This is a genomic window from Streptomyces sp. NPDC050534 (assembly GCF_044457745.1).
Lineage (GTDB): Bacteria > Actinomycetota > Actinomycetes > Streptomycetales > Streptomycetaceae > Streptomyces.
In genome coordinates this window covers 352,322-374,440 of record NZ_JBITHF010000007.1, presented here as the reverse complement: position 1 = coordinate 374,440, position 22,119 = coordinate 352,322, and the positions used below count along the sequence as shown (strand labels likewise).

20 protein-coding genes and 7 tRNA genes are annotated in these 22,119 nt (G+C 70.6%); 10 read left to right on the top strand and 17 right to left on the bottom strand.

Going from position 1 to position 22,119, the window contains the following annotated elements:
* Nucleotides 1-19: 19 nt before the first annotated feature.
* The 3 genes from thrS to ACIBN2_RS24570 all read right to left on the bottom strand — a co-directional run bounded on the left by thrS (nt 20) and on the right by ACIBN2_RS24570 (nt 3,917).
* The gene (gene thrS / locus ACIBN2_RS24580) at nt 20-1,996 is read right to left on the bottom strand and encodes a threonine--tRNA ligase (protein ID WP_399137220.1); all 1,977 of its coding nucleotides are present in this window, start codon (nt 1,994-1,996) and stop codon (nt 20-22) included.
* Between the two features lie 122 nt (nt 1,997-2,118).
* Nucleotides 2,119-3,354, bottom strand: a complete 1,236-nt coding sequence (locus tag ACIBN2_RS24575) for a hypothetical protein (protein ID WP_399137218.1) — start codon at nt 3,352-3,354, stop codon at nt 2,119-2,121.
* Nucleotides 3,351-3,917, bottom strand: coding sequence for a DUF4365 domain-containing protein (locus tag ACIBN2_RS24570; RefSeq protein ID WP_384265008.1), 567 nt, complete (start codon nt 3,915-3,917; stop codon nt 3,351-3,353). Before ACIBN2_RS24570 ends, ACIBN2_RS24575 begins: the two co-directional genes overlap by 4 nt.
* Nucleotides 3,918-4,086: 169 nt before the next feature.
* Between ACIBN2_RS24570 and ACIBN2_RS24565 the strand changes: the two genes are divergently transcribed.
* On the top strand, nt 4,087-4,812 hold the full coding sequence (locus ACIBN2_RS24565) for a 3'-5' exonuclease (protein WP_399137217.1): 726 nt from the start codon (nt 4,087-4,089) through the stop codon (nt 4,810-4,812).
* 38 nt (nt 4,813-4,850) lie between these two features.
* Here the strand turns inward: ACIBN2_RS24565 and ACIBN2_RS24560 are convergent.
* Nucleotides 4,851-4,922 (bottom strand) — tRNA-Val (locus ACIBN2_RS24560).
* Nucleotides 4,923-4,961: 39 nt separating this feature from the next.
* Nucleotides 4,962-5,408 (bottom strand): SRPBCC family protein, encoded by a 447-nt coding sequence (locus ACIBN2_RS24555; RefSeq protein ID WP_399137216.1) that lies wholly within the window; start codon nt 5,406-5,408, stop codon nt 4,962-4,964.
* 66 nt (nt 5,409-5,474) lie between these two features.
* Here ACIBN2_RS24555 and ACIBN2_RS24550 point away from each other — a divergent pair, with 66 nt between their 5' ends.
* Nucleotides 5,475-7,892: an SCO7613 C-terminal domain-containing membrane protein gene (locus ACIBN2_RS24550; RefSeq protein ID WP_399137214.1), complete on the top strand. Its 2,418-nt coding sequence runs from the start codon at nt 5,475-5,477 to the stop codon at nt 7,890-7,892.
* A gap of 19 nt (nt 7,893-7,911) precedes the next feature.
* On the opposite strand, the gene ACIBN2_RS24545 is transcribed toward ACIBN2_RS24550, so the two are convergent.
* The 7 genes from ACIBN2_RS24545 to ACIBN2_RS24515 all read right to left on the bottom strand — a co-directional run bounded on the left by ACIBN2_RS24545 (nt 7,912) and on the right by ACIBN2_RS24515 (nt 15,572).
* Nucleotides 7,912-10,650, bottom strand: coding sequence for a Tat pathway signal sequence domain protein (locus ACIBN2_RS24545; protein ID WP_399137213.1), 2,739 nt, complete (start codon nt 10,648-10,650; stop codon nt 7,912-7,914).
* Nucleotides 10,651-10,763: 113 nt separating this feature from the next.
* Nucleotides 10,764-11,354, bottom strand: a complete 591-nt coding sequence (locus ACIBN2_RS24540; protein WP_399137211.1) for a hypothetical protein — start codon at nt 11,352-11,354, stop codon at nt 10,764-10,766.
* Between the two features lie 10 nt (nt 11,355-11,364).
* Complete coding sequence (locus ACIBN2_RS24535) at nt 11,365-12,267, bottom strand: carbohydrate ABC transporter permease (RefSeq protein ID WP_399137209.1); 903 nt, start codon at nt 12,265-12,267, stop codon at nt 11,365-11,367.
* The gene (locus ACIBN2_RS24530; protein WP_399137207.1) at nt 12,264-13,229 is read right to left on the bottom strand and encodes a carbohydrate ABC transporter permease; all 966 of its coding nucleotides are present in this window, start codon (nt 13,227-13,229) and stop codon (nt 12,264-12,266) included. Before ACIBN2_RS24530 ends, ACIBN2_RS24535 begins: the two co-directional genes overlap by 4 nt.
* Before the next feature lie 45 nt (nt 13,230-13,274).
* Nucleotides 13,275-14,564 (bottom strand): ABC transporter substrate-binding protein, encoded by a 1,290-nt coding sequence (locus tag ACIBN2_RS24525; RefSeq protein ID WP_399137206.1) that lies wholly within the window; start codon nt 14,562-14,564, stop codon nt 13,275-13,277.
* 356 nt (nt 14,565-14,920) lie between these two features.
* Nucleotides 14,921-14,992 (bottom strand) — tRNA-Val (locus ACIBN2_RS24520).
* Between the two features lie 88 nt (nt 14,993-15,080).
* Nucleotides 15,081-15,572, bottom strand: a complete 492-nt coding sequence (locus tag ACIBN2_RS24515) for a TIGR02611 family protein (RefSeq protein ID WP_399137205.1) — start codon at nt 15,570-15,572, stop codon at nt 15,081-15,083.
* Between the two features lie 201 nt (nt 15,573-15,773).
* Between ACIBN2_RS24515 and ACIBN2_RS24510 the strand changes: the two genes are divergently transcribed.
* Both ACIBN2_RS24510 and ACIBN2_RS24505 read left to right on the top strand, forming a co-directional pair.
* Nucleotides 15,774-16,187 (top strand): SsgA family sporulation/cell division regulator, encoded by a 414-nt coding sequence (locus ACIBN2_RS24510; protein ID WP_004002642.1) that lies wholly within the window; start codon nt 15,774-15,776, stop codon nt 16,185-16,187.
* A gap of 244 nt (nt 16,188-16,431) precedes the next feature.
* A complete protein-coding gene (locus ACIBN2_RS24505; RefSeq protein ID WP_399137203.1) occupies nt 16,432-16,992 on the top strand; it encodes a CGNR zinc finger domain-containing protein in 561 nt (186 codons plus the stop codon).
* A 65-nt stretch (nt 16,993-17,057) separates the two neighbouring features.
* Here the strand turns inward: ACIBN2_RS24505 and ACIBN2_RS24500 are convergent, their stop codons facing one another.
* Together ACIBN2_RS24500 and ACIBN2_RS24495 are read right to left on the bottom strand one after the other, a co-directional pair.
* Nucleotides 17,058-17,210, bottom strand: coding sequence for a hypothetical protein (locus ACIBN2_RS24500; protein WP_164932292.1), 153 nt, complete (start codon nt 17,208-17,210; stop codon nt 17,058-17,060).
* Between the two features lie 154 nt (nt 17,211-17,364).
* A complete protein-coding gene (locus ACIBN2_RS24495; RefSeq protein WP_399137201.1) occupies nt 17,365-17,808 on the bottom strand; it encodes a hypothetical protein in 444 nt (147 codons plus the stop codon).
* A 225-nt stretch (nt 17,809-18,033) separates the two neighbouring features.
* Between ACIBN2_RS24495 and ACIBN2_RS24490 the strand changes: the two genes are divergently transcribed.
* Nucleotides 18,034-18,555, top strand: coding sequence for a DsbA family protein (locus tag ACIBN2_RS24490; protein ID WP_399137200.1), 522 nt, complete (start codon nt 18,034-18,036; stop codon nt 18,553-18,555).
* A gap of 88 nt (nt 18,556-18,643) precedes the next feature.
* On the opposite strand, the gene ACIBN2_RS24485 is transcribed toward ACIBN2_RS24490, so the two are convergent.
* From ACIBN2_RS24485 to ACIBN2_RS24475, 3 genes are read right to left on the bottom strand one after another with little or no spacing between them, the layout of a single operon-like run.
* On the bottom strand, nt 18,644-19,468 hold the full coding sequence (locus ACIBN2_RS24485) for a GNAT family N-acetyltransferase (RefSeq protein WP_399137198.1): 825 nt from the start codon (nt 19,466-19,468) through the stop codon (nt 18,644-18,646).
* Between the two features lie 53 nt (nt 19,469-19,521).
* Nucleotides 19,522-20,343, bottom strand: a complete 822-nt coding sequence (locus ACIBN2_RS24480) for an aminotransferase class IV (RefSeq protein ID WP_399137196.1) — start codon at nt 20,341-20,343, stop codon at nt 19,522-19,524.
* Complete coding sequence (locus ACIBN2_RS24475; protein WP_399137194.1) at nt 20,340-21,467, bottom strand: chorismate-binding protein; 1,128 nt, start codon at nt 21,465-21,467, stop codon at nt 20,340-20,342. Before ACIBN2_RS24475 ends, ACIBN2_RS24480 begins: the two co-directional genes overlap by 4 nt.
* Nucleotides 21,468-21,645: 178 nt before the next feature.
* Between ACIBN2_RS24475 and ACIBN2_RS24470 the strand changes: the two genes are divergently transcribed.
* The 5 genes from ACIBN2_RS24470 to ACIBN2_RS24450 all read left to right on the top strand — a co-directional run bounded on the left by ACIBN2_RS24470 (nt 21,646) and on the right by ACIBN2_RS24450 (nt 22,100).
* A tRNA-Gly gene (locus tag ACIBN2_RS24470) sits at nt 21,646-21,718 on the top strand.
* A gap of 38 nt (nt 21,719-21,756) precedes the next feature.
* Nucleotides 21,757-21,830: transfer RNA gene (locus tag ACIBN2_RS24465), tRNA-Cys, on the top strand.
* Nucleotide 21,831: 1 nt separating this feature from the next.
* Nucleotides 21,832-21,903: transfer RNA gene (locus ACIBN2_RS24460), tRNA-Val, on the top strand.
* 19 nt (nt 21,904-21,922) lie between these two features.
* Nucleotides 21,923-21,994, top strand: a tRNA-Val gene (locus tag ACIBN2_RS24455).
* A gap of 34 nt (nt 21,995-22,028) precedes the next feature.
* Nucleotides 22,029-22,100: transfer RNA gene (locus ACIBN2_RS24450), tRNA-Val, on the top strand.
* The last annotated feature ends 19 nt before the right edge of the window (nt 22,101-22,119 follow it).

Sequence of the window (22,119 nt, the reverse complement as noted above, 5' to 3'; positions counted from 1 at the left end):
CTCCGTGCAGGACGGCGGATCAGACCTGGGTCCGCTCCTCCACGACCTTCACGATCTTGGCGATGGCCTCGTCGACCGGGATGCCGTTCTCCTGCGAGCCGTCGCGGTAGCGGAAGGACACCGAGCCGTTCGACATGTCCTCGTCGCCCGCGATGACCATGAAGGGCACCTTCTGCTTCTGGGCGTTGCGGATCTTCTTCTGCATGCGGTCGGAGGAGGAGTCCACCTCGACCCGCAGGCCCTTGGTCCTGGCCGCGGCGGCGAACTTCTCCAGGTACTCGACGTGCGCGTCGCCGATCGGGATGCCGACCGCCTGGACGGGCGCGAGCCACGCCGGGAAGGCCCCCGCGTAGTGCTCGAGGAGCACCGCGAAGAACCGCTCGATCGAGCCGAACAGGGCGCGGTGGATCATGACCGGGCGCTGCTTGGTGCCGTCCGCGGAGGTGTACTCGAGGTCGAAGCGCTCCGGCAGGTTGAAGTCGAGCTGGATCGTCGACATCTGCCAGGTCCGGCCGATCGCGTCCTTCGTCTGGACGGAGATCTTCGGGCCGTAGAAGGCGGCGCCGCCCGGGTCGGGCACGAGGGGCAGGCCCTGCTTCTCGGCGACCTGGCGCAGCGTCTCCGTCGCCTCGTCCCATGCCTCGTCGGAGCCGACGAACTTCTCCGGGTCCTTGGTGGACAGCTCCAGGTAGAAGTCGGTCAGGCCGTAGTCGCGGAGCAGGCCGAGGACGAAGGTGAGCGTCTTGTCGAGCTCCTCCGACATCTGCTCCCGGGTGCAGTAGATGTGCGCGTCGTCCTGCGTGAAGCCGCGGGCCCGGGTCAGGCCGTGCACGACGCCCGACTTCTCGTACCGGTACACGGTGCCGAACTCGAAGAGGCGCAGCGGCAGTTCGCGGTAGGAGCGGCCGCGCGCGTCGAAGATCAGGTTGTGCATCGGGCAGTTCATGGGCTTGAGGTAGTAGTCCACGCCCTCGTCGAGCTGCATGGGCGGGTACATGCCGTCGGCGTACCAGTCCAGGTGCCCGGACGTCTCGAAGAGCTTCCCCTTCGTCGCATGCGGGGTGTAGACGAACTCGTAGCCCTCCTCCTCGTGCCGGCGGCGCGAGTAGTCCTCCATGACCCGGCGGATGATGCCGCCCTTGGGGTGGAACACGGCGAGGCCGGAGCCGATCTGCTCCGGGATCGAGAACAGGTCGAGCTCGCTGCCGAGCTTGCGGTGGTCGCGCTTCTCGGCCTCGGCGAGGAAGTCGAGGTACGCCTTCAGCTCGTCCTTGGTCGGCCAGGCGGTGCCGTAGATGCGCTGGAGCGTCGGGTTCTTCTCGCTGCCGCGCCAGTAGGCGGCCGCGTTGCGCATCAGCTTGAACGCCGGGATGTTCCGGGTGGTCGGCAGGTGGGGACCGCGGCAGAGGTCCTTCCAGCACAGCTCGCCGGTCTTGGCGTCCAGGTTGTCGTAGATCGTCAGCTCGCCGGCGCCGACCTCGACGTCCGCACCGTCGTCGTGCGAGGCGGAGCCCTTGAGACCGATCAGCTCCAGCTTGTACGGCTCGTCGGCGAGCTCCTCGCGGGCCTCGTCGTCGGTGACCACGCGGCGCGAGAAGCGCTGACCGCGCTTCTGGATCTCCTGCATCTTCTTCTCGATGGCCTTGAGGTCATCGGGGTGGAACGGCTTCTCGACGTCGAAGTCGTAGTAGAAGCCGTCCTTGACGGGCGGGCCGATGCCCAGCTTGGCCTCGGGGAACAGCTCCTGCACGGCCTGCGCCATGACGTGCGCGGCGGAGTGGCGCAGGATGTTGAGGCCGTCCTCGGAGGAGATGTCCACCGGCTCCACGACCTCGCCCTCGGCCGGCGCGTACGCGAGGTCCTTGAGCTCCCCGCTCACGCGCGCGGCGACGATCGAGCGCTCGCCGGCGAAGAGCTCGGCGGCCGTAGTCCCCGTCGTCACCACGCGCTCTTCCCGCTCGGAATCGCGTTGGATGATCACACGGACGTCTGACACCGGTCTCTCCTGACTGAAGGTGGGGTGCGGCGCCATACCAGGAGCGCGCGCAATAGGGGATCGTACCGACCCCGACCCTCCGACCGCGAAACGGTTGCCTTTCGGAAAAGATCGATACGGGGTCAGTCGCAGTCCTCCCCGCTGCACGCCTCCTCGAAGAAGTCGAGATTCTCCTGCAGCGATTTCAGCAGCCGGTCCCGCTCCGCCTCCTCCACCTGCACCGGTGCGACCCCCGAGGCACCGGTCAGCCGCCGGAAGCCGCCCCGGGACTCCAGCCGCCCGTGCAACCGCACCGGCAGGCCCACGAGATGGGCGTGCCCGGCGATGCGGTAGTCCTCCTCGTCGAGGGTGATCCGCACGTGCGGGACCTCGGCCCCCGCGATCACGCGCAGCCGCACACTGCCCTCGCCGCGCGGCCCCGGCCTGCGCATCCGCACCACGGTGCCGGTGATCCGGACGGGCACGGACGGCTCCTCGCGCAGATAGCGGGCACCGGCCTCGCGCAGCACGGGGAGGTCGCCCGGCGAGAACTCCACCGGCTCGACCCCCGCCACACAGTCCTGGGGCACCCCGGCCGCGGGCGCCCAGTCGACCCCGATCCTGGCTCCCTCGGTGCCGCTCACCAGGGCGATCAGCGCCTCGGTGAGCTCCCGGCTGACGCCGGCCTCGACGGCGCCGTCGAACGCGTCCATGCCGCCGGTCGCGCGCTGGTAGTCGACGGCCTCGCGGGCGGCGTACAGCGCCTGGTGAAGCCGTACGGCGAGGGGCCGTCCCGTGCCCACGGGCACGAACGCGGTGAGCCGGCCGTCGCCGACGGCCGGCCCCACAAGGACGTTCTCCAGCAGCGCGGCGGCGCCCCGCCGGTGCCGGGCGCCGTGGTAGCCCGCACGCGCGCGGGTGGCGAGCGCGGCGGCGAGCAGCATCTGGCGGGCGGCGGTGCGCAGTTGCTCCTCCACGGGCCAGGGCGCGGAGTCGGCGGGTCCGGTGCGCACGTCCCGCCACCAGCGGACCTCGTCACTGGGCACGGCGAGTGCGACCAGCACCTCGCGCGCGGACGGCGAGCCGCTGCGGCTCAGGGCGAGCAGCGCCTCGCCGAGCAGGTCGTCGCTGTCGGGGAAGGCGCGGCTCTCCGGCACCAGCAGGCTCGTGCCGCCGCCTCCAGGGCCGGGCGGGGTCCAGCGGCCGTAGCGTCCGGGGGCTCCGCCGCGGCGCTGCCAGCCGTGCCGGCGCAGCAGGGCGCCGAGGACGGCGGGATCGATCTGACCCGGCTCGGGCGGCCGGTGCCAGGCGGCAGCGGCGATGTCGTCGGGGTGCGACCGCACGGGCCGGACCGGCTCCTCCACGGGGCGGTGCGTCACGGTCTGCCTCCCGTCCCGACCCGCGTCATGATCTCGCACAGCGCACGGTCGTCGAAGATGCGCGCGGTCGGTATCCGCACGGTGGTGCGGGTCCGGCCGGTGATCGGGTGCCCGGCGAGGTTGACCCAGTAGCAGCAGTGCCTGAGATCCAGCCGGTCGTGGCTCGCCCTGAGCCAGTCGTCCTGGGCGCGCGGGACGAGCATCACGACGAGGATCTTGTGCACCGACACGGGCGTGCGCGCGAGTTTGCGCAGATGGTCGTTGTCGAGCGTGAAGGAGAAGAAGCGGCCCGGTGGATTCGGTGGCACCTGGTACGTGCACTTGAGCTGCACCTTGATGGTGACCTCGTCATCGACGGTGTGCCCGGGCGAGCCGTGGCTGACGTGCCAGTCGATGCCGTTGTCCGGGAATGGTTGCGACAGCGAGCAGCCGGCCGCCGCGGCGACCGCGTGCAGATAGCCCACCTGCAGTGTCTCCATGCACGCGGTGGTGGCGAGTGTGCCGCGAAGGGGCCCCGTGCGTTCGGGCAGCAGCCCGCCCCGCTCGGGCTGCGCTATCGCCATGACCAAACAGCCTTCCAAGCCAAGTGTTTCCCCGCTGCGGGCCGCTGAACTGCAAAGACCCGCACTCCTGTTGTGTCCTTCCGGCGTACGTCGCAAACAGCCCGGGTATCACCAAACAGGCAGAAGACGGGACGTCAGCTGCCGTGGGTGAACGAGGAGTTGTGCGGACATGACGTGCTGGTACGAGGGGCCTCTGGCCGCCTTCGACACGGAGACCACGGGCGTCGACGTCGAGACCGACCGCATAGTGTCGGCCGCCGTCGTCGTCCAGGACGCCCCGGGCTCGCGGCCCCGGGTGACCCGATGGCTGGTCAACCCGGGTGTGCCGGTGCCGGAGGCGGCGACGGCGGTGCACGGGCTGACGGACGAGCATCTGGCGCGCAACGGCCGCTGGCCGGCGCCGGTGATGTACGAGATAGCGGAGGAACTGGCCGAGCAGGCGGCGATGGCCCGTCCGCTGGTCGTGATGAACGCGCCCTTCGATCTCACGCTGCTGGACCGGGAGTTGCGCCGACATCGTGCCTCGTCGCTGGACCGCTGGTTCGAGGCGTCGGCGCTGCGCGTCCTCGACCCGCGGGTCCTCGACAAGCACCTCGACCGCTACCGCAAGGGCCGCCGCACCCTGACCGACCTGTGCGCGCACTACGGCGTCGCCCTGGAGGGCGCGCACGACGCGGCCGCGGACGCCCTGGCCTCTCTGGATCTCGTACGGGCCATCGGGCGCCGTTTCGCCGCCCGGCTGGAGCGTCTCTCCCCCGCCGAACTGCACACGCTGCAGACGACGTGGCACGCGGCCCAGGCACGCGGTCTTCAGGCGTGGTTCGCCAAGAGCGGCACGGCGGAGATCGTCAACACCGAGTGGCCGCTACGGCCGGACCTGCCCGCGGCGGCATGACAAAGGCCGGTCCGCAGCTGCGGACCGGCCTTTCCCGGTGGGCGATACTGGGTTCGAACCAGTGACCTCTTCGGTGTGAACGAAGCGCTCTCCCACTGAGCTAATCGCCCGGGAACGGACTGAACAATACAGGTCCCGGCGGGCTTGCATCAAACCGCTTCCAGGTGGGCGGCCAGACCCCGGCGTCCGGCGCGCATCATCAGCCGGTGGTTGGCGCGGAACACCGGACGTCCCGGGACGGCGAACGTCCTGAGCAGCGGCTTGTGCACGTCGACGACCTGCTCGTAGCGGGCGGCGGTGCCGGTGCCGGCCGCGGTGACCGTCCAGCGGGCCCAGCCCTCGACGTCGCCGGTCATGGCGATCTCCAGGACGCCGGCGCCGGGGTCGCGGCGCGCCTCACGGGCGGTGAAGCACAGGTCGTACGGGAGGAGCGAGCGGATCCGTATGACGCCGGTGGTGTCGTCGAGCCGGGTCACCTCGCGCACCTGGGGCCACCAGCGGGGGTACTCCTCGGGCCGCTCCAGCGCCTCGTAGACGACGACGGGCGCGGCGGCCAGCGACCAGAGGCTGCGGAAGCGGTAGTGGGTCCAGTCCATGCGAGGAGTGTGCCCGTAGGCAGGGCGTTCCTCCGGGATCTGAGTACGTTCTGAGTACGCGGACTCATGTCGCGTCACGTGACGCGGACCACACTCCCTGGCATGACGCATGTTCCGCCCCCGGCCGAGGAGTTGCGGTTCCTCGACGCCGAGCTCCGGCAACTGGACGCCCGCCGGGCCCAGTTGCTGCACCGCCGCGCCTGGCTGGTCGCCGCGCTCCAGGCGGCCGTGCCGGCAAGCCCGACGAGCCGGACGAGCCCGGTACGGCAGGTTCCCCTGGACCCGCCCCGCCCGGAGGCCACGGCGCCCGGCGTGCAGAACCTCCTCCTGCTGCTCGGCGGCGTGCTGCTCACCCTCGCGGCGGCGGTGTTCACGCTGGTCAGCTGGGGGGACATGGGGATCGCGGGGCGGGCGCTGGTGCTCGGCGCGGTGACGGCGGCCGCGCTCGGAGCGCCGGTGCCGCTGCTGAGGCGCGGGCTGCGCTCGACCGCCGAGTCGGTGGCCGGCCTGGGGCTCGCCCTGACGGTGCTGGACGCGTATGCGGTCCAGCAGGTCGCCTTCGCCGGGGCGGACACCGCGGCGTACACGGCGATCGCCTCGGCGCTGCTGGCCGCGCTCTGGACAGTGTACGGCCTGCTCCCGCGCGTGTCCGGGCTGCGTCTGCCGCTGCCGGCAGCGCTGGCCGCGGCCCAACTCCCGCTGCTGTGCTGGGCGATCTCGGTCTCGGCGGGTTCGTACATGATCACGGCCGCGCTCCTGCTGACGGCCGGGTTCGACACAGTTGTGGCGCTCCGAGTGACCGCCCGCTCCGTACGCGTCCCCGCCGTCGTCGGCGCGTACGGCATGGGCACCTGGGGCGTACTGGCGGCCGGCTGGCTCTCCTGGGGAGCAGCCGGCCCGAGCGCCGCCGCCCGTGCGGCGGCGCTCCTCCTCCTCGCGGCGGCGATCGCGCTGGGCGCGGCCTGGCGGCTGCCGAACCCGGCGCTGCCGACCGGCAACGCGTTGGCGGGCTGCCTGCTGCTGGTCGCGGCGGGCGGTGGCGTGCTGCGGGTGACGCTGCCCGGAGGATGGACCGTGCCGGGGTATCTGGCCTGCGGCGTCGCCCTGCTGGCGACGGTGCGGACACGGCTCCCCGAGCACCTGCGGCAAGGCGCCGTACAGGCGTCCGGCACCGTGCAGGCGGCTGCCGTGACATGTGCGCTGCCGCTCTTCGCGGTGGCGCTGCTGGGTCCGCTGGGCTGGGCCGCGCAGCCGTGGTCCGGCGCGCCGTCCGACGGGCGAGCCGCGGTGACCGTGCACACGCCGTGGCCGCCGTATCCGTGGCAGCTGCTCCTCGGCCCGCTGGCCGTCGCGGCCGTCCTGGCCTTCCTGGTGCGTGACGAGACCCGGCGGCCCTGGGCGGTGACCGGCTCGGCATGCCTCGCCTGGGCGACGGTCATGACGGTCCCGGCCACCTTCCAACTCCCCTACGCGGCAGCCCTGTTGCTGCAAGGTGCGGCGACCGGCGCGGCCCTCGCGGCAGCGGCCTTCCACCTCCTGCCCACGACCACCACCGCGCTGGCCCTGGGTGGCTCGGTCCCGCTCGCCTTTCTCTCCCTGCCCTCCCAGACGGCCACCCTCGTCGTGCTGTCCGTCCTGACGGCAGCGCTCGCGGCCGCCTCGGCCCGGCCGCACCTCGCGCCGCTCACCGCCCCCGCCTCACTCGTGTACGGCACCGCGCTCGCCTGTGCGACGGGTGCGGCGGCGGGCTGGCAGACGCAGCACACGGCACTGCTGGTCCTAGTGGTCCCGCTGTCCGCGGCCCTGCTCGCCCCGCGCCTGGCCGGCCCCCACGCGCGCGTGCCGGTCGAAGTGACCGGCGCCGTCGCGGGGTTGCTCGCCATCGGCCTCGCGATCACCGTCCCGCCGGTGCTCGCCCTGGTGCTCGCGCTGTGCGGCGTCATCGCGGCCGGCACGGCGGTGCGCCCCGACCGCCGGCCCGTCGGATACGCGGCCGCCGTCCTGTTCGTGCTGGCCAGTTGGGTGCGGCTGGCCTCCTGGGACGTCGGCACCGTCGAGGCGTACACGCTCCCGGTCACCGTCCCGGCGCTGTGCGTCGGCGCCTGGCGCAGGCACCGCGATCCGCGGGCCTCGTCCTGGACGGCGTACGGCGCCGGTCTCGCCGCCACCCTGCTGGCCAGCCTCGTCGCGGCCTGGCACGACCCGCACTGGACACGCCCGCTGCTGCTGGGCGCGGCAGCCCTGCTGCTCACCCTGCTCGGCGCCCGGCACCGCCTCCAGGCACCACTCGTCCTCGGCGGCTCGGTGCTCGTCCTGGACACGCTGCACGAACTCGCCCCGTACCTGGTGCAGATGACCGGCGCACTCCCCCGCTGGGTACCTCCCGCCCTCGCCGGACTCCTGCTGCTCGCACTCGGCGCGACGTACGAGCAGCGCATCCGGGATGTCCGACGGGTGCGGGAGGTCCTGGGGAGGATGAGCTAGCCGATCACCGACCGGCTTGCTACGACGGCATCTTGTCGCCGAGCAGGGCCAGATTCTCGATGGCGGCGAGGCCGTACAGCGCGGTGTCGTTGGACGACACCCACGCGGCCTCGCTGCCCGCGACGAGGGTCACCGGACCGCTCAGCTTCTCCGTCTTCCACGGTGAAGCCTCCTTGTAGCCGTCGGAGTCGTAGAACTTCGTCCACGCGCGCTTGGCGAGCGTCTCGTCGCCGGTCTTGACGGCGGCGTACGCGTCGAGGCGCGAATGGCCCTGGAAGAGCAGCAGGTTGCCGAAGTTGGACCCGTAACGCGCCGCCTGCTCGGCCTTGGTGGCGTTGAAGTAGCGGCAGTAGTCGAAGTACGCCTCGTTGAACTTCGGCATGTCGACCAGGTCGATCAGCTCGGCGCACAGCTCGTTGAGGCCGAAGACGGCCGACAGGTGGGACACGGAGACCACGGGCTTGTCGGCGACGGCGAACCTGCCGGTGTCGAGGTCGTACAGCCCGCTGCCCTGGACGAAGCCGTTGGGCTGTGCGGCGATGCCCTCCATCGTCGACAGCACCCGCGCCCTGGCCTTCTCCCACTTGGGGCCCTTGCGCTCCCACTCGGTCAGCCAGGCCGACACCAGACCGCTCCAGTCGGTGCCGAAGCCGATCGACAGGGCGTGCCGGTCCGGCGTGTAGGGATCGGTGCGCACCTTGCGCTGCGGGTCGAGGACCAGGAACGTCTCGTCCGAGTCGACATTGGCGTGCATGAGGTCTCCGACGCGTTCGTCCGCGGTGAGGAAGTAGTAGAAGCGCCGGTAGGTCGTGTTGGCGATGCGCTGCTGCTTGGCGCTGTCGGCGAAGTGCTGCACGCCGTGCCGGGTGCCCAGGCCCGCCCAGTCGCCCAGGTGGTAGACGTCGACCTCGCCCGTGTGCCGGGTCAGCGCCTCGGCGAAGCGGAAGATGTCCGCGCGGCCCGAGCGGATGTAGGCGAACCAGAGCCAGAGGTCCGGCGACAGCTCGGAGTTGTCCCAGGCGTAGCCGCCGATGTCGTAGCGCCACTGGTGGCGCACGGTGTCGTACGTGTGCATGAAGTCGCCGTAGTCCCAGAATCCGTACCAACGGCGTTGCTCCACCTGGTCCTTGTAGTAGGTGAAGAGGAAGTCGAGGTGGTCCTCGATCTTCGCCTTCGCCGCGGTGGACCGGTCGGGCTCCGAGTAGAGCCCGGGACCGAAGACCTTGGCCCCGATGAGCTGTCTGGGCGGCGCGGCGAGCTGCGGCAGCACGCGTACCGCCTCGACCTGCTGGGCGAGCGCCTCGGGGGCGGGCGTCGACTCGTTGGCCCAGAAGAGGAGTTCGGAGGTGCGGGCGATGCCGTAGGGGGTGCCGAACTTCGGCTCGTAGTCCTCGTAGGTGATCTCGAGTCCTTCGAGCTGCTTCGCGTACGTGTCCTGCCCCATGCCGTCGTGGTAGAAGCGCAGGTCCATCGGCTGGGCCTCGGGCGACCAGAGCCAGAGGGTGACCTCGGCCGCGTCGGTGTGGGCGTCGCGGACGTCGAGCTGGGCCGGGTGCTTCTGCCAGAAGTCCCGCAGGCCGAAGGAGAGTCCGCCGCTCACGCCGCCGACGTAGCCGAAGCCGGAGGCCCGCCCGCCGCCGCCGGCGCCGATCCAGCCGTAGCCCTTCTTGGTGCGCTTGCGGAGGGTGAATCCGTCGGCGGAGAGCTGGGAGAGGGTGTAGTCGCCCCACTCCGGGATGTACTGCAGTCTGGACGTGACCCGCTGGTCCCAGGTGGACGGGTCGGGCAGCTTCTGCCCCGCGTACTGCGCCGCCTGCACGGCCGCGCCCGGGTCACGCCGAAGACCGGTGATGCCCTGCACGGCCTCCCGCAGCAGGCCGGTGCCCTCGCCGCCGATGCGGATGTGCCGGTCGTAGGCGGCGTCCCGCATCGGCACGGTGAAGCGGACGCCGAGGCCGCGGACGAAGTCTCCACTCGCCTTGCCGGGCTCCTGCGTGCCGTCGTAGGTGATGGTGTGCACCATGCGGAAGGAGTCGGCACCGGCGTAGAAGTACAGCCTGATCGAGAACGGCAGCCAACTCCGCTCGCCCTTGCGGTGCTTGCCGTCGATGCGGACCACGGCACGGACCGGGCCGTCCTGCTCGACGGTGACCTCGCCGATCGTCCCGTCGAAGCGCTCGGTCCTGACGGTGCCCTGGTCCTCGTCCTCGATCTCGGGCTGGCGGATCAGGACGAGCCGCCCGTTCCTGGCGATCTCCGTCGAGCCGCGGGTGACCGACTTGATGAGCGCGGAGCCGTTCTTGCCGATCTTCGCGGTGATGACGCCGGTCGACACGTCGACGGTGCCGCCGCTCCTGTCGACGGTGACCTTCTTGCCGGGGGCGGCCGCGTCACCGGCGCTCAGAGTGAGCTTGCCGGAGCCCGAACTCACCGCGTGCGCGGTCCACTTGAGGGAGCCGTCCGGCCAGTACGCGATCGGCCACGACTGCACGGGCACGGCCGCGCCGTCCGCGTCCGTGATCGCGAAGGTCTGACCGGGCCGGTGGGCGCCCTTCGGCCAGGGCACACCGACCGTGGAGCCGGGGGCGGCGCCCAGGCCGCCGTCCTCCAGCCAGTCCAGGGTCACGGGATCGGCGTCCGCGGCCTCGGCTCCGGGCGCGGCCTGCGCGTCCTTGGCGCCCAGCGCCCAGCTGAACTGCGCGGCGGCTCCGGCGGCGGCGGCCGCCTTCAGAAGGGATCTGCGGGGGATGGGAGACATGGGAGATCGGCCTTTCCTTTCCCTGCGGGAGGCAATTCGGGACAAGTAGTCAGGGGCATGACAGGTAGAGGCGCGGCGCCGGAGCGCCGGCCCGGTGCGAGGGGCGCCACCCGTCAGCGGCGCCGGTGGCGCTCCTCGACGGCGACGGCCGCCGCCGCGACGGCCCCCAGGACGGGGACCGCCAGCGGCGCGATGAGCAGGGCGGAGCAGACGACGAGGACCGCTCCGCCGACGAGCAGGAAGGAGCCGGACGGGTCGAGGACGGTACGGCGGCCGGCCGCGGCGAGCAGCGCCCGCCAGCGGGCCCCCGGTTCCCAGACCGCGGACGCCCGCAGCCCGGCCACCGCGAGGCCGATCAGCGCGAACAGGCCGGCGGCCCCGACGAGCGGTCCCCCGGGCAGCCCGGCGCGCACGGCCTGGACGTCGAACCAGGCCAGGCCCACCAGCGCCCACCCGGCGAGCCCGACGGCCCACCCGCCGCGCACGGCCGCCCGGAAGTCCCGTACGAACTCCGCCCAGCCTCCGCCCTGATGGGTGGTGCGACGGCGCAGATGACGCGCCCCCGCGGCGAAGGCCGCCGGGACGGTCACCACGCCGAGCGAGGCGAGTGCGATCCACACCCCGGTGAGCAGAGACTCGGCGAAGACGCCGAACCGTTCCGCGAACACCGACTCCCTGCGTGCCCTCACGCGTGTTCCGGCCATGGTGACCGCCTCAGCCCTTCAGTCCGGAGGTCGCCATGCCGTCGATCAGATAGCGCTGGAAGGCGAGGAAGAACAGCAGGACGGGCAGCAGCGCGACCAGCGACATCGCGATGAGACCGCCGTAGTTGGACGCGACGCCGTCGGAGTCGCGGAACATCATCATGCCGAGGGAGACGGTGTACTTGCCGGGCTCGTTGAGGTAGATCAGCGGGCCCATGAAGTCGTTCCAGGCGTTGATGAAGGTGAAGATGGCGCTGGTGATGAGCGCGGGCCGGCACAGCGGCAGCACGATCGACCAGTAGATGCGCAGATGCCCGCAGCCGTCGATCCGGGCGGCCTCGTCGAGCTCCCTCGGCAGGCTCCGCATGAACTGCACCATGAGGAAGACGAAGAAGGCCTCGGTGGCCAGGTACTTGCCCAGCAGCAGCGGGACGTAGGTGTTGATCAGCTCCATCTTCTGGAACATCACGTACTGCGGGATCAGCAGCACGTGGTACGGCAGCAGGAGCGTGCCGATCATCAGTGAGAACAGCAGGTTCCGGCCCGTGAAGCGGATCTTGGCGAAGGCGTACGCGGTCAGCGAGCAGGAGATGAGGATGCCGACGACGGCGCCGCCCGCGTAGAGCAGCGAGTTCTGGAAGAAGGTCCAGATCGAGATGTCGGCGATCCCGTCGGCCAGGTTCCTGAAGTTCTCCAGGATCGGATGGGCGGGGAACAGCTGCAGGCTGTTGATGATGTCCTTGCTCGGCTTGAACGACGCGCCGATCACCCACACCACGGGATACAGGACGACCGCGAGCACCAGCAGCGAGCCGATGTGCCACACGAGCGAGCCGGTCCGCCTGCGGCCCAGGGACCAGGACCTGGTGGTGGTCGGTTCGGTCGTGCTCGGTTCGGTGGTGGCCGCGCTCATCGGGCGTCCTCCGCTTCGTTCTCGTAGTGCACCCACTTCTTCTGCGACCAGAACAGGACGGCGGTCACCAGGGCCACGGCGAGCAGCAGCATCCAGGCCATCGCGGAGGCGAAGCCCATCTGGGCGTTCTTGAAGCCCTGCTGGTAGAGGTAGCAGGTGTAGACGAGCGTGGCGTCGGCCGGACCGCAGTACGTGTTGGAGACGACGTAGGCGGAGCCGAAGATCTGGAACGAGTGGATGGTCTCCAGCAGGACGTTGAAGAACAGCACCGGCGAGATCATCGGCAGCGTGACGCTCCAGAACTTGCGGAACGCCCCGGCGCCGTCCAGTTCGGCCGCCTCGTACAGCTCCTTCGGCACCTGCTTCAGCCCCGCGAGGAAGATGACCATGGGGGCGCCGAACTGCCAGACGGTGAGCGCGACCAGGCAGTAGAGGATCCAGTCGGGGTTGCCGACCCAGCCGCCGACATGGAAGCCGAAGACCGACATCGTACGGTCGACGATGGCTTTGTCGGAGAAGATCGACCGCCAGACGAAGGCGACGGAGACGCTCGCGCCGATGAGCGAGGGGGCGTAGAACGCGGCCCGGTAGAAGGCCTGTCCGCGCCGGCTCTGGGCGAGCAGCAGGGCCACGCCGAGCGCGAGCAGCAGCTTCAGGGGTGTGCCGATGACGACGTACTTCGCCGTCACCTCGACCGACTTCTGCCACCGCGGGTCGTCGAACATCCTGGTGAAGTTGTCGAGCCCGATCCACTTCGGGGTGTTGAAGAGGTTGTAGTCGGTGAACGCGAAGTAGAGCGAGGCGACCATGGGGCCCGCGGTCAGGAGCAGGAAGCCCGCGATCCACGGGGACATGAAGAGATAGCCGGCGAGGTTCTCGCGGCGCCCCCGCCGCCGCCCGGCGGCGGGGGCGGCGGAGCGGGCTCTACGGGTTGCGGGCGGTGAGTCCTTGACGAGCGTCACGGTGCTTCCCCATCGGTTCCGTCAGGTCCGGTCAGGCAGGTCCGGTCAGGCCTGGAAGGCGGCTTGCGACTCGTCGAAGAACTGCTTGACCGCGTCGGAGGTCTTGACCTTGCCAAGCCCCAGGTCACCGCCGATGCGCAGGAAGGCGGCCTCGATGGTGTCGGCGCCGGAGGGGTGCGGGGTGATCGTGCCGAGGACGCCGGCCTTGGCGGTGTCGGCCTCGTACTGCGCGATCTCCTTGTTCACCGCGTCCGTCGGCTTGAAGGCGTCGTACTGCTCGGTGGAGGCGAGGATGCCGCGGTCGTAGCCCATGATCTTGCCGACCTCGGGGTCGTGGACCATGAAGTCGATGAACTGGGCCACCTCCTTGGGATGCGAGGTGCGCGCGGAGGCGCTCAGCATCAGGGAGGCCAGGTACTGCCCGGTGTGCTTGCCGTCCATGGTCGGGATCGGCGCGAGACCGTACTCGCTGTCGCCCTCCGCCGAGTAGCGGACGGTGAAGTTGTCCCAGGTGAATTCCGATGCCCCGTGCCCTGCGGAGAGCGAGGACTTGGGCCGGTCCTGCGCCACGATCTTGGGGTCGGTGACGAACCCGGCCTTCACGCGGTTGTAGCCGTCCTGCCACCACTCCGTCAGATCGGCCTGGTCGAAACCGAGCCCGTCCTTGGTGTAGAACGCCTTTCCGTTCTGCCTGAGGTACAGGTCGTACAGGTACATGATGCTGAAGTAGCCCGTGTCACCCGCCACCTTGGTCTTGTCGTAGACGGTCTTGAGGGCCTTGAAGTAGTCGTCCCAGGTCCAGCCCGCCGCCGGCTCGACGCCCGCCTTTCGGAAGACCTTCTTGTCGATGACCAGCGCCATGGTGTTGGAGCCGACGGGGATGCCGAGCTGCTTGCCGTCGACCTGGCCGACCTTGGTGACACCCGCCCGGAAGTTGCCGAGGCTCAGGTTGCCCGCGTCGATCTGGGACCGGAGGTCGAGCAGAACACTTCTCTTGTCGTACTTCCTAAGGAAAGTGACGGCGTTTTGGAAAACGTCCGGGGGATTTCCACCCGAGGCCTGCGTCTGGAACTTCTCCCAGAATGAGGCGTAGTCCTGGAAGTCCGTCTTCACCTTGATCTTCGGGTACTTCTTCTCGAAGAGCGCGACGGACCGGTTGATCTTCTTGGCCCGCTCGTCGGCACCCCACCACGAGTAACGGATCGTCACCGTCCCGTCCGCCGACGTGCCGCTGTCACCCCCGCACCCGGTCGTCGCGGCCAGCCCCAGCGTGGCCGCCGAGGCACCGGCCACCTTGAGGATCGTGCGCCTGTCGACATTCCTTCTGGTTCCCACAGTCGGGCCCTCCCCGGCGTTGTCGCCACCTGCATGAATCGTTTCAAGTAAGCGCTTGCTGGCACAAGTTACGGAGGGCCCAGGAGTGCGTCAATGATTCGGACAGGAATTTCTCGCGGCCCGCCCCGGCGGGTCGACGGCGCACCAGGGGAAGAGGCCGCCGAACAAGGGGTGTTGCCGCAGGTGAGGCTCACCCGGCCGACGGGCCGAACGTCAACTGATGCCCCGTACAAGGAGGTTGCCCGACCGAAACCGGCTGGAGCGGCCGGAGCGGGAGGCCCGGTCCGGGGCCCACGGAGGGCGCTCTCATACGCCGACGGCCCGCCTGCTCTCGCAGACGGGCCGTCGGTCCCGGGTGGGCGATACTGGGTTCGAACCAGTGACCTCTTCGGTGTGAACGAAGCGCTCTCCCACTGAGCTAATCGCCCGGGCGCACGAAGAAGATTACCCCATGTCAGGGGGTGCCCGTGACCAGCGGGAGCCTGCACCGGCCGGCCCGGCACCCGGCCGCACGGATCACTGGTTCTCGATGTTCCAGGGCATCTCGAAGCCGAACTCGTAGAGGTAGATGCCGGCCAGGACCCCCACGATCACGAGGCCGATCACCGTGAGCGTGATGTTGCGGCGCCGCACCTTGGGGTCGAGGGCACGCTGGGCCGCCTCGGTCACCTTGCGCTTCGTCCAGCGCAGCACGAGCTGGGCCCATACGAACTCGGTCGCCCAGATGGCCATGCCGCCGAAGATCACGACCCAGCCGGGCCCGGGCAGCGGCAGCATCACGATGCCGGCGGCCACCACCGCGAGTCCGATGACGAAGACGCCGACCTGCCAGCTCAGATGCAGCGCGCGGCGCCGCTTGACGAACGCGGGCGCCCTGGAGCCGAGCCCCTGTTCACCGTGCGTCCCCGCCGCCTTCGCGCGGTCCGCGTCCGCCTCGTCCGTGTCCGGTTCTTCCACCACGGCGACCTCGCCCGGCCCACCCTCGATGCCGTTACTCCCCGTATTCATACGGCCAAACTTTACCTTACTTTACGCAACGAGAACCAGTCACCGGAATGGCCGTACCGCGCGAACGGACTCTCGGCCGGAAGAGTTACGTAAAGGCACGCAAAACACTCAGAGGGGTTTACAACGGCACCGTAGGTGGCATGTCGATTTCGCCGACGTGCGAATCCCCGAGCGCACACTGAGCGAAAGGCCCTGGCGCTTATGAACACCACGGTCAGCTGCGAGCTGCACCTGCGCCTCGTTGTGTCGAGCGAGTCCTCCCTGCCTGTCCCCGCAGGCCTGCGGTACGACACGGCCGACCCCTACGCCGTGCACGCCACCTTCCACACCGGAGCCGAGGAGACCGTCGAGTGGGTGTTCGCCCGCGACCTCCTCGCGGAAGGCCTCCACCGGCCGACGGGCACCGGCGACGTCCGAGTCTGGCCGTCGCGCAGTCACGGTCAGGGCGTCGTGTGCATCGCCCTGAGCTCTCCGGAGGGCGAGGCACTGCTGGAAGCCCCGGCGCGGGCACTGGAGTCCTTCCTGAAGCGAACAGACGCCGCCGTGCCTCCCGGCACGGAGCATCGGCATTTCGATCTCGATCAGGAGCTCTCGCACATCCTGGCGGAGAGCTAGGGGCGAGGCACTCGAAGCCGCCCGGCGCCGTCGACTCGGGGTGACGGCTCGGGCTCAGGACAACTGCATACGGTACGCATCAGCGCCGCCACCGCGGTTCTCGCCGCGGGGCGGCGCCGGTGTGTGCGAGGGGGTGCGGGGCAGGAGCCCTGACGGCACGACCGTCCGCAGCCGGGCGCGAACCCACTAACATCGGCCAGCATGAGGCGGACGTCCGCCCCACCCCCAGGCCAGGGAGCTGAACGTGCTGATCACCCACGACACGCGGTGCGCGCTGGACACCGTGGTGGATCTGGTGAACACCGCGCCGGAGGACGGCGCGACACCGGACGCACTGCCCGACGTCGCAGCTCTCGAGGACTTCGTACGAAACCACGACATCAGTGACGTCGGCACGCTCTCGGAGTTCGACCTCTCGGCCGTGCGCAAGATCCGCGGGCGGTTCGCCTCGGTCTTCGCGGCGCCGGAGGCCCGTGTCGCGGCCGGGCTGATCAACGAGCTCGTCGCCGCCGCGGGCACCACGCCGCGACTGACGGACCACGACGGCTACGACTGGCATGTGCACTACTTCGCGCCCGGCGCCTCGGTCGCCGATCACCTCGCGGCCGACTGCGGGATGGCGCTGGCCTTCTTCGTCGTGGCCGGCGAGGAGGAGCGACTGCGCCGCTGCGAGGCTCCGGACTGCCGGCGCGCCTTCGTCGACCTCTCGCGCAACCGCTCGCGGCGGTACTGCGACAGCCGCACCTGCGGAAACCGGCTGCACGTGGCCGCGTACCGGGCGCGGCGCAAGGAGGCGGCGGGCTGACGCCCGGGCCGGACGGAGGATGCGACGTGGCCCCGGCGGGTGACGCCGGGGACCACGGGTACGGCTCACAGCAACAGCAGGTCGTGCAGCGCAGCCATGAGGAGCAGACACCCGATCACCGCAAGGAAGATCATCAGCGGTGGCTGGGAAAGGGCGAAAAGGCATCCACGCGGCTCATCCTTCGGCGGCGCGGCATCGCTCTGTGTCGTGTCCAGCATCTCGCGGCGATGATGACGCAGACCGTGCGTCCGACGCGATCAACACGCAGGGATTGAACGGCAGTTCTCCGGATTGGTTGAAATCCGGTACAGCTCGTGACCGCTTCGCTGCACAGCCCTGATCCACTGTGTCGTTTCAGTCGTCATGCGCAGGTCATATGCCGTGCTTCTTCAGGATGGCCTCGATGTCGCTGAAGTCGTCCGCGGCCTCGCGGCGGGGTGCGCTCGCGGGCTTGTCCGCCGCACGGGCCCCGGGACCGAGGGAGGGCGCCGACGCCGTCGGGGCGACCGCCTCGCGCTGCTGCGCGGCCCTGGCCTCCTTGCGCTCCTTGCGGGTGCCGCCGCGGCGGCGCTCCACCGCGCGCGTGGTGGAGAACAGCAGCCAGGCGACGCCGAGCACGCCGAACCCCGCCCAGGCCGTCGGGCTGAAGGCGGTGTCCGCCAGCCACTGCACGATGCCGGTCATCACCAGGCCGAGGGGCACGAGCGAGTAGGCGGCGATACGGGCGGCCGAGAGGAAGCGCTTGCGGTACGCCGAGACCGCCGCGATGCCCAGGCCGGCCGCGGCTACGGCGGAACAGACGGTTTCGGCAATCATCCGGTCCTCCAGGCAGGGCTCGGTCGGGCGGCTCGTCCCTTCCATCCTGCACCGCCCGACCCCCGTGGGGCCATGCTCCGGGCGGACATCAGGGACATCTCCGGGTCGGCTCATCCGAAGGTGCCGGTCACGGGCGCACCCCCGGGTGCAGATCGGAGTCGCAGGAGCAGGTGGCGGGCCCGATCCGATTGGGCCGGCGGGTGCGGCGGCTGGAAGACTGTGGCCATGAGCGACTCCTCCCCCGTGCCTCCCGCCGTGCCCGTGCTCGAGGTCTGGTGCGAACTTCAGTGCCCCGACTGCCGCAGTGCCCTCGAGGACCTGCGCGCACTGCGCGCCCGCTACGGCGACCGGCTGGAGCTGCGGCTGCGGCACTTCCCGCTGGAGAAGCACAAGCACGCCTTCGCCGCCGCGCAGGCCGCCGAGGAGGCCTTCGAGCAGGGCAAGGGCTGGGACTACGTCGAGGCCGTGCTGGAGAGGGTCGAGGAGCTGGACCGCGAGGGCGAGCCCTTCCTGGTCGAGAAGGCCGGTGAACTCGGCCTCGACGCCGACGAGTTCGACACCGCGCTGATCGACGGCCGGCACATCCTGATCGTCGACGCCGACCAGGCCGAGGGCAAGGCGATCGGCGTGACCGGTACGCCGACGTACGTCATCGGCGGCGAGCGCCTGGACGGCAGCAAGAGCCAGGAGGGGCTGCGCGAGCGCGTCGAGGAGATCGCGGACCGGCTGCTCGCCGAGGGCGCCTGAGTCCCGGAGCGGAGTCCCTGAGCAGAGCCTTGTGCCTGAGCAGAGCCTTGTGCCGGATTAGAGCCTTGTGCCTGAGCAGAGCCTTGTGTCAGAGCAGGGTCTTGTAGAGGACGTGGCGCGTCGTCTCGTAGCCGAGTGACTCGTAGAGCCGCTCCGCCGGGGTGTTGCCCGCGAACACGTTGAGGCCGAGGACGCGCCGGCCGGCGGCGATCGCCTGGGCCTCCGCCAGGAGCATGAGCGAGCGGCCGTGTCCGTGGCCGCGGTGGGCGGCGTCGGCCTCGACGTCGTAGACGTATGCCTTGTCCTCGGTCAGGGCCACCCAGAGGGTGCCCACCCGGGCGCCCTCGTGCTCGAGCACGGTGAAGCGCATGCCCTCGGTGGTGAGCCCCTGCGGCAGGAGTGTCGCGTGGCCGCGCCGGGACATCTCGTGCGCGACGGCCTCGGGCACGTCCCGCTCGATCCACACGCGCGCGTACGCCTCGGTCTCCCCGGCGATCCACGTCTCGTACTCGGCCTCGGTCATGGGGCGGCCGAGGCTCCCGGCCGGCAGGCGGGGCGGGGTGTCGCCGAGCTGCTTCTCCATGCCGCGGTTGCGGTGGACGTACCCGAGCGCGTCGACGAGCCGCAGCGCGTCATCGGCGCCGGCGGGCACCAGCGCCTCGATCTGCCGGCATCCCCAGCCGCGCGCCACCTCCTCCGCGGCGAGCGCGGCCACGGTGCCCCGGCCTCGGCGGCGGTCCGGCTCCTCGATGCGCAGATCGAGGATGCGGGCCACGGAGTCGCCGAACTGGGGCAGGGTGGCGAGGCGGACGGTGCCGACGGGGCGGCTGTTCACGCACACCTGGAAGCGGCGTGAACGTGTCCCGTCGGCGGCGCGCTGGAGCGGCTCGGTCGGCCGCAGGGTCGTGGTCATCAGGGGTGTTCTACCCGCCGCGCCCCCTCGTGTCAGCCGGTTTTCGCGTGCTCTTACGGATCTTGGTCGTGCCCGGACATCTCGTCGAAGATCCGCACGGCCTTGGCGGTCACCGGGCCCGGCGCGCCGGGCAGTTCGCGGTCGTCGACGCGGTGCACGGCCTGGATGTCCCGCAGCGAGGAGGTGAGGAAGACCTCGTCGGCGCGCTCCAGGACGTCCAGCGGCAGGTCGGTCTCCTTCGCGCCGGTCCACTCGGCCACCAGCGCGCGCGTGATGCCCGCGAGGCAGCCGGAGGCGACCGGCGGGGTGTGGATCTCGCCGTCGAGGACCACGAAGACGTTGGAGCCGGTGCCCTCGCACAGCTGCCCGACCGTGTTCGCGAACAGGGCCTCGGACGCGCCGTGTTGGTGGGCGCGCGCGAGGGCGACGACGTTCTCGGCGTACGAGGTCGTCTTCAGGCCGGCCAGCGCGCCGCGTTCGTTGCGCGTCCACGGGACCGTGATCACCGCGGTGGAGGCGGGGCGGCGGGTGGCCTCGCCGAGGGCCACGACGAGCGTCGGGCCGTGCTCGCCGCGGTCGGAGCCGAGGGGGCCGTGGCCGCCGGTGTAGGTGACGCGCAGCCGGCCGTAGGCCATCGGGTTGGCCTCCAGGACGGCCGCGCAGGCCCGCCGGATCTCCTCGTGATCGGGGTCGGGCAGGCCGAGGCCGCGCGCGGAGCGGGTCAGCCGGTCGAGGTGCCGGGTCAGCGCGAACGGCCTGCCGTCCACCGCCTTCACCGTCTCGAAGATGCCGTCGCCCACGGTCAGCCCGTGGTCGAAGACGGAGACGCGGGCGGTCTCGATGTCCTGCAGCCCGCCGTCGAGCCAGAGCTTCACTGCTTCCTACCTCGCAAGTCTGCGCCGGGTGATTCGGATCGGCCGGGGGTCCGGGGGGTGTCCCCCGGGTCGGCACCGCACATCGTGATTCCCTCTCCACTCACCGCGTACGTCCCCGACGCTACCGCGAGCAGCCGGGCTGCCTTCAGCTCGGTCTCGCGCCACTCGGCCTCGGGGTCGGAGCCCCAGGTGATGCCGGCCCCGGTGCCGAAGCGCAGCACACCCTGTGCGCGGTCGATCCAGAAGGTACGGATGCCGACGGCCAGCTCGGCGGTCCCGCGGTCGGCGTCGACCCAGCCGATGCCGCCGCAGTACGGGCCGCGCGGCGCGGTCTCCAGGGCGTCGATGATCCGCAGGGCGCTGGACTTGGGGGCGCCGGTGACCGAGCCGGGCGGGAAGGTGGCGTCGAGCAGCTCCGGCCAGCCCGTGCCCTCGCGCAGCTCGCCGCGGACCGTGGAGACGAGGTGGACGAGCCCCGGGTGCTTCTCCACGGCGCACAGGTCGGGGACGGTGACGGTGCCGGTGGCGCAGACCCGCCCGATGTCGTTGCGGACCAGGTCCACGATCATCACGTTCTCGGCGTAGTCCTTGTCCAGCAGGTCCGCCTCGGTGCGCCCGGTGCCCTTGATCGGCCCGGACTCGACGACGCGGCCGTCGCGCCGGAGGAAGAGTTCGGGCGAGGCCGTCGCCGTCTCGATGCCGTGCCCGGGCAGCCGGATCGTTCCTGCGTACGGCGCCGGGTTGCCGCGCGCCAGCACGGCGGTCAGGGCGTCCACGTCGGCGCCGGCGGCCACGGGCGCGGAGAGCACCCGGCAGAGGTTCGCCTGGTAGACCTCGCCGGCCGCTATGTGCTCGCGGATCCGGCGCACGCCCGCCGTGTACGCCTCGCGGTCGAGCGAGGACGTCCAGTCACCGACGGCAGGTCCCCGCCACTCCCCCGGGACCGGCGCGGGCACGGGCTCCTCGCGTACGTCCCTGAAGCGGGCGCAGGTCAGCGGGCCCTCGAAGTCCGCCACGACGGCCCAGAAGCCGGTGGAGTCGAGGGCGGCGGGGTCGCCGGTGACGTCGAGGAGCCCGGTGGCGACGCGGTCGCCGAAGCGGGCGAGAGGGGGCAGGTCGAGCACGCAGCCGAGTCTAGGGCGGGTGTCGTGAAGGTGACCCGGCCATGACCGTTCGGGGACCCCCGCCATGTCCCTGAGCAGGTGCAGGGCATCACGCTGCGCAAACGCGTTTTTGTACTGGCCCCGGAATCCGCTAGAGTTCACCACGTCGCCGGGACGCGGAAGCCGACCGAAACGACAGGCGGACGTAGCTCAGTTGGTAGAGCGCAACCTTGCCAAGGTTGAGGTCGCGAGTTCGAGCCTCGTCGTCCGCTCGAAGGATCGAGGGGATCTTCCCGACCCCCGCACTCCTGGTGGAGTGGCCGAGAGGCGAGGCAACGGCCTGCAAAGCCGTCTACACGGGTTCAAATCCCGTCTCCACCTCCAAGGACGATTAGCTCAGCGGGAGAGCGCTTCCCTGACACGGAAGAGGTCACTGGTTCAATCCCAGTATCGTCCACCGGATCTTCGGATCCCCCGCGCGATTAGCTCAGCGGGAGAGCGCTTCCCTGACACGGAAGAGGTCACTGGTTCAATCCCAGTATCGCGCACGCAGCACCCACGACCTGCGGGTCGTGGTCCCGAGGACGATTAGCTCAGCGGGAGAGCGCTTCCCTGACACGGAAGAGGTCACTGGTTCAATCCCAGTATCGTCCACACACCGAAGCCCCCGGCC

Excerpts from the sequence above, each read along its gene's own strand:
- ACIBN2_RS24515 (WP_399137205.1), bottom strand. The coding sequence starts at position 15,572 with ATGAATACGGGGAGTAACGGCATCGAGGGTGGGCCGGGCGAGGTCGCC.
- ACIBN2_RS24550 (WP_399137214.1), top strand. The coding sequence starts at position 5,475 with ATGTCGCGTCACGTGACGCGGACCACACTCCCTGGCATGACGCATGTT.
- ACIBN2_RS24570 (WP_384265008.1), bottom strand. The coding sequence starts at position 3,917 with ATGGCGATAGCGCAGCCCGAGCGGGGCGGGCTGCTGCCCGAACGCACG.
- ACIBN2_RS24545 (WP_399137213.1), bottom strand. The coding sequence starts at position 10,650 with ATGTCTCCCATCCCCCGCAGATCCCTTCTGAAGGCGGCCGCCGCCGCC.
- ACIBN2_RS24485 (WP_399137198.1), bottom strand. The coding sequence starts at position 19,468 with ATGACCACGACCCTGCGGCCGACCGAGCCGCTCCAGCGCGCCGCCGAC.
- ACIBN2_RS24535 (WP_399137209.1), bottom strand. The coding sequence starts at position 12,267 with ATGAGCGCGGCCACCACCGAACCGAGCACGACCGAACCGACCACCACC.
- ACIBN2_RS24490 (WP_399137200.1), top strand. The coding sequence starts at position 18,034 with ATGAGCGACTCCTCCCCCGTGCCTCCCGCCGTGCCCGTGCTCGAGGTC.
- ACIBN2_RS24565 (WP_399137217.1), top strand. The coding sequence starts at position 4,087 with ATGACGTGCTGGTACGAGGGGCCTCTGGCCGCCTTCGACACGGAGACC.
- ACIBN2_RS24500 (WP_164932292.1), bottom strand. The coding sequence starts at position 17,210 with ATGCTGGACACGACACAGAGCGATGCCGCGCCGCCGAAGGATGAGCCG.
- ACIBN2_RS24495 (WP_399137201.1), bottom strand. The coding sequence starts at position 17,808 with ATGATTGCCGAAACCGTCTGTTCCGCCGTAGCCGCGGCCGGCCTGGGC.
- ACIBN2_RS24510 (WP_004002642.1), top strand. The coding sequence starts at position 15,774 with ATGAACACCACGGTCAGCTGCGAGCTGCACCTGCGCCTCGTTGTGTCG.
- ACIBN2_RS24555 (WP_399137216.1), bottom strand. The coding sequence starts at position 5,408 with ATGGACTGGACCCACTACCGCTTCCGCAGCCTCTGGTCGCTGGCCGCC.
- ACIBN2_RS24540 (WP_399137211.1), bottom strand. The coding sequence starts at position 11,354 with ATGGCCGGAACACGCGTGAGGGCACGCAGGGAGTCGGTGTTCGCGGAA.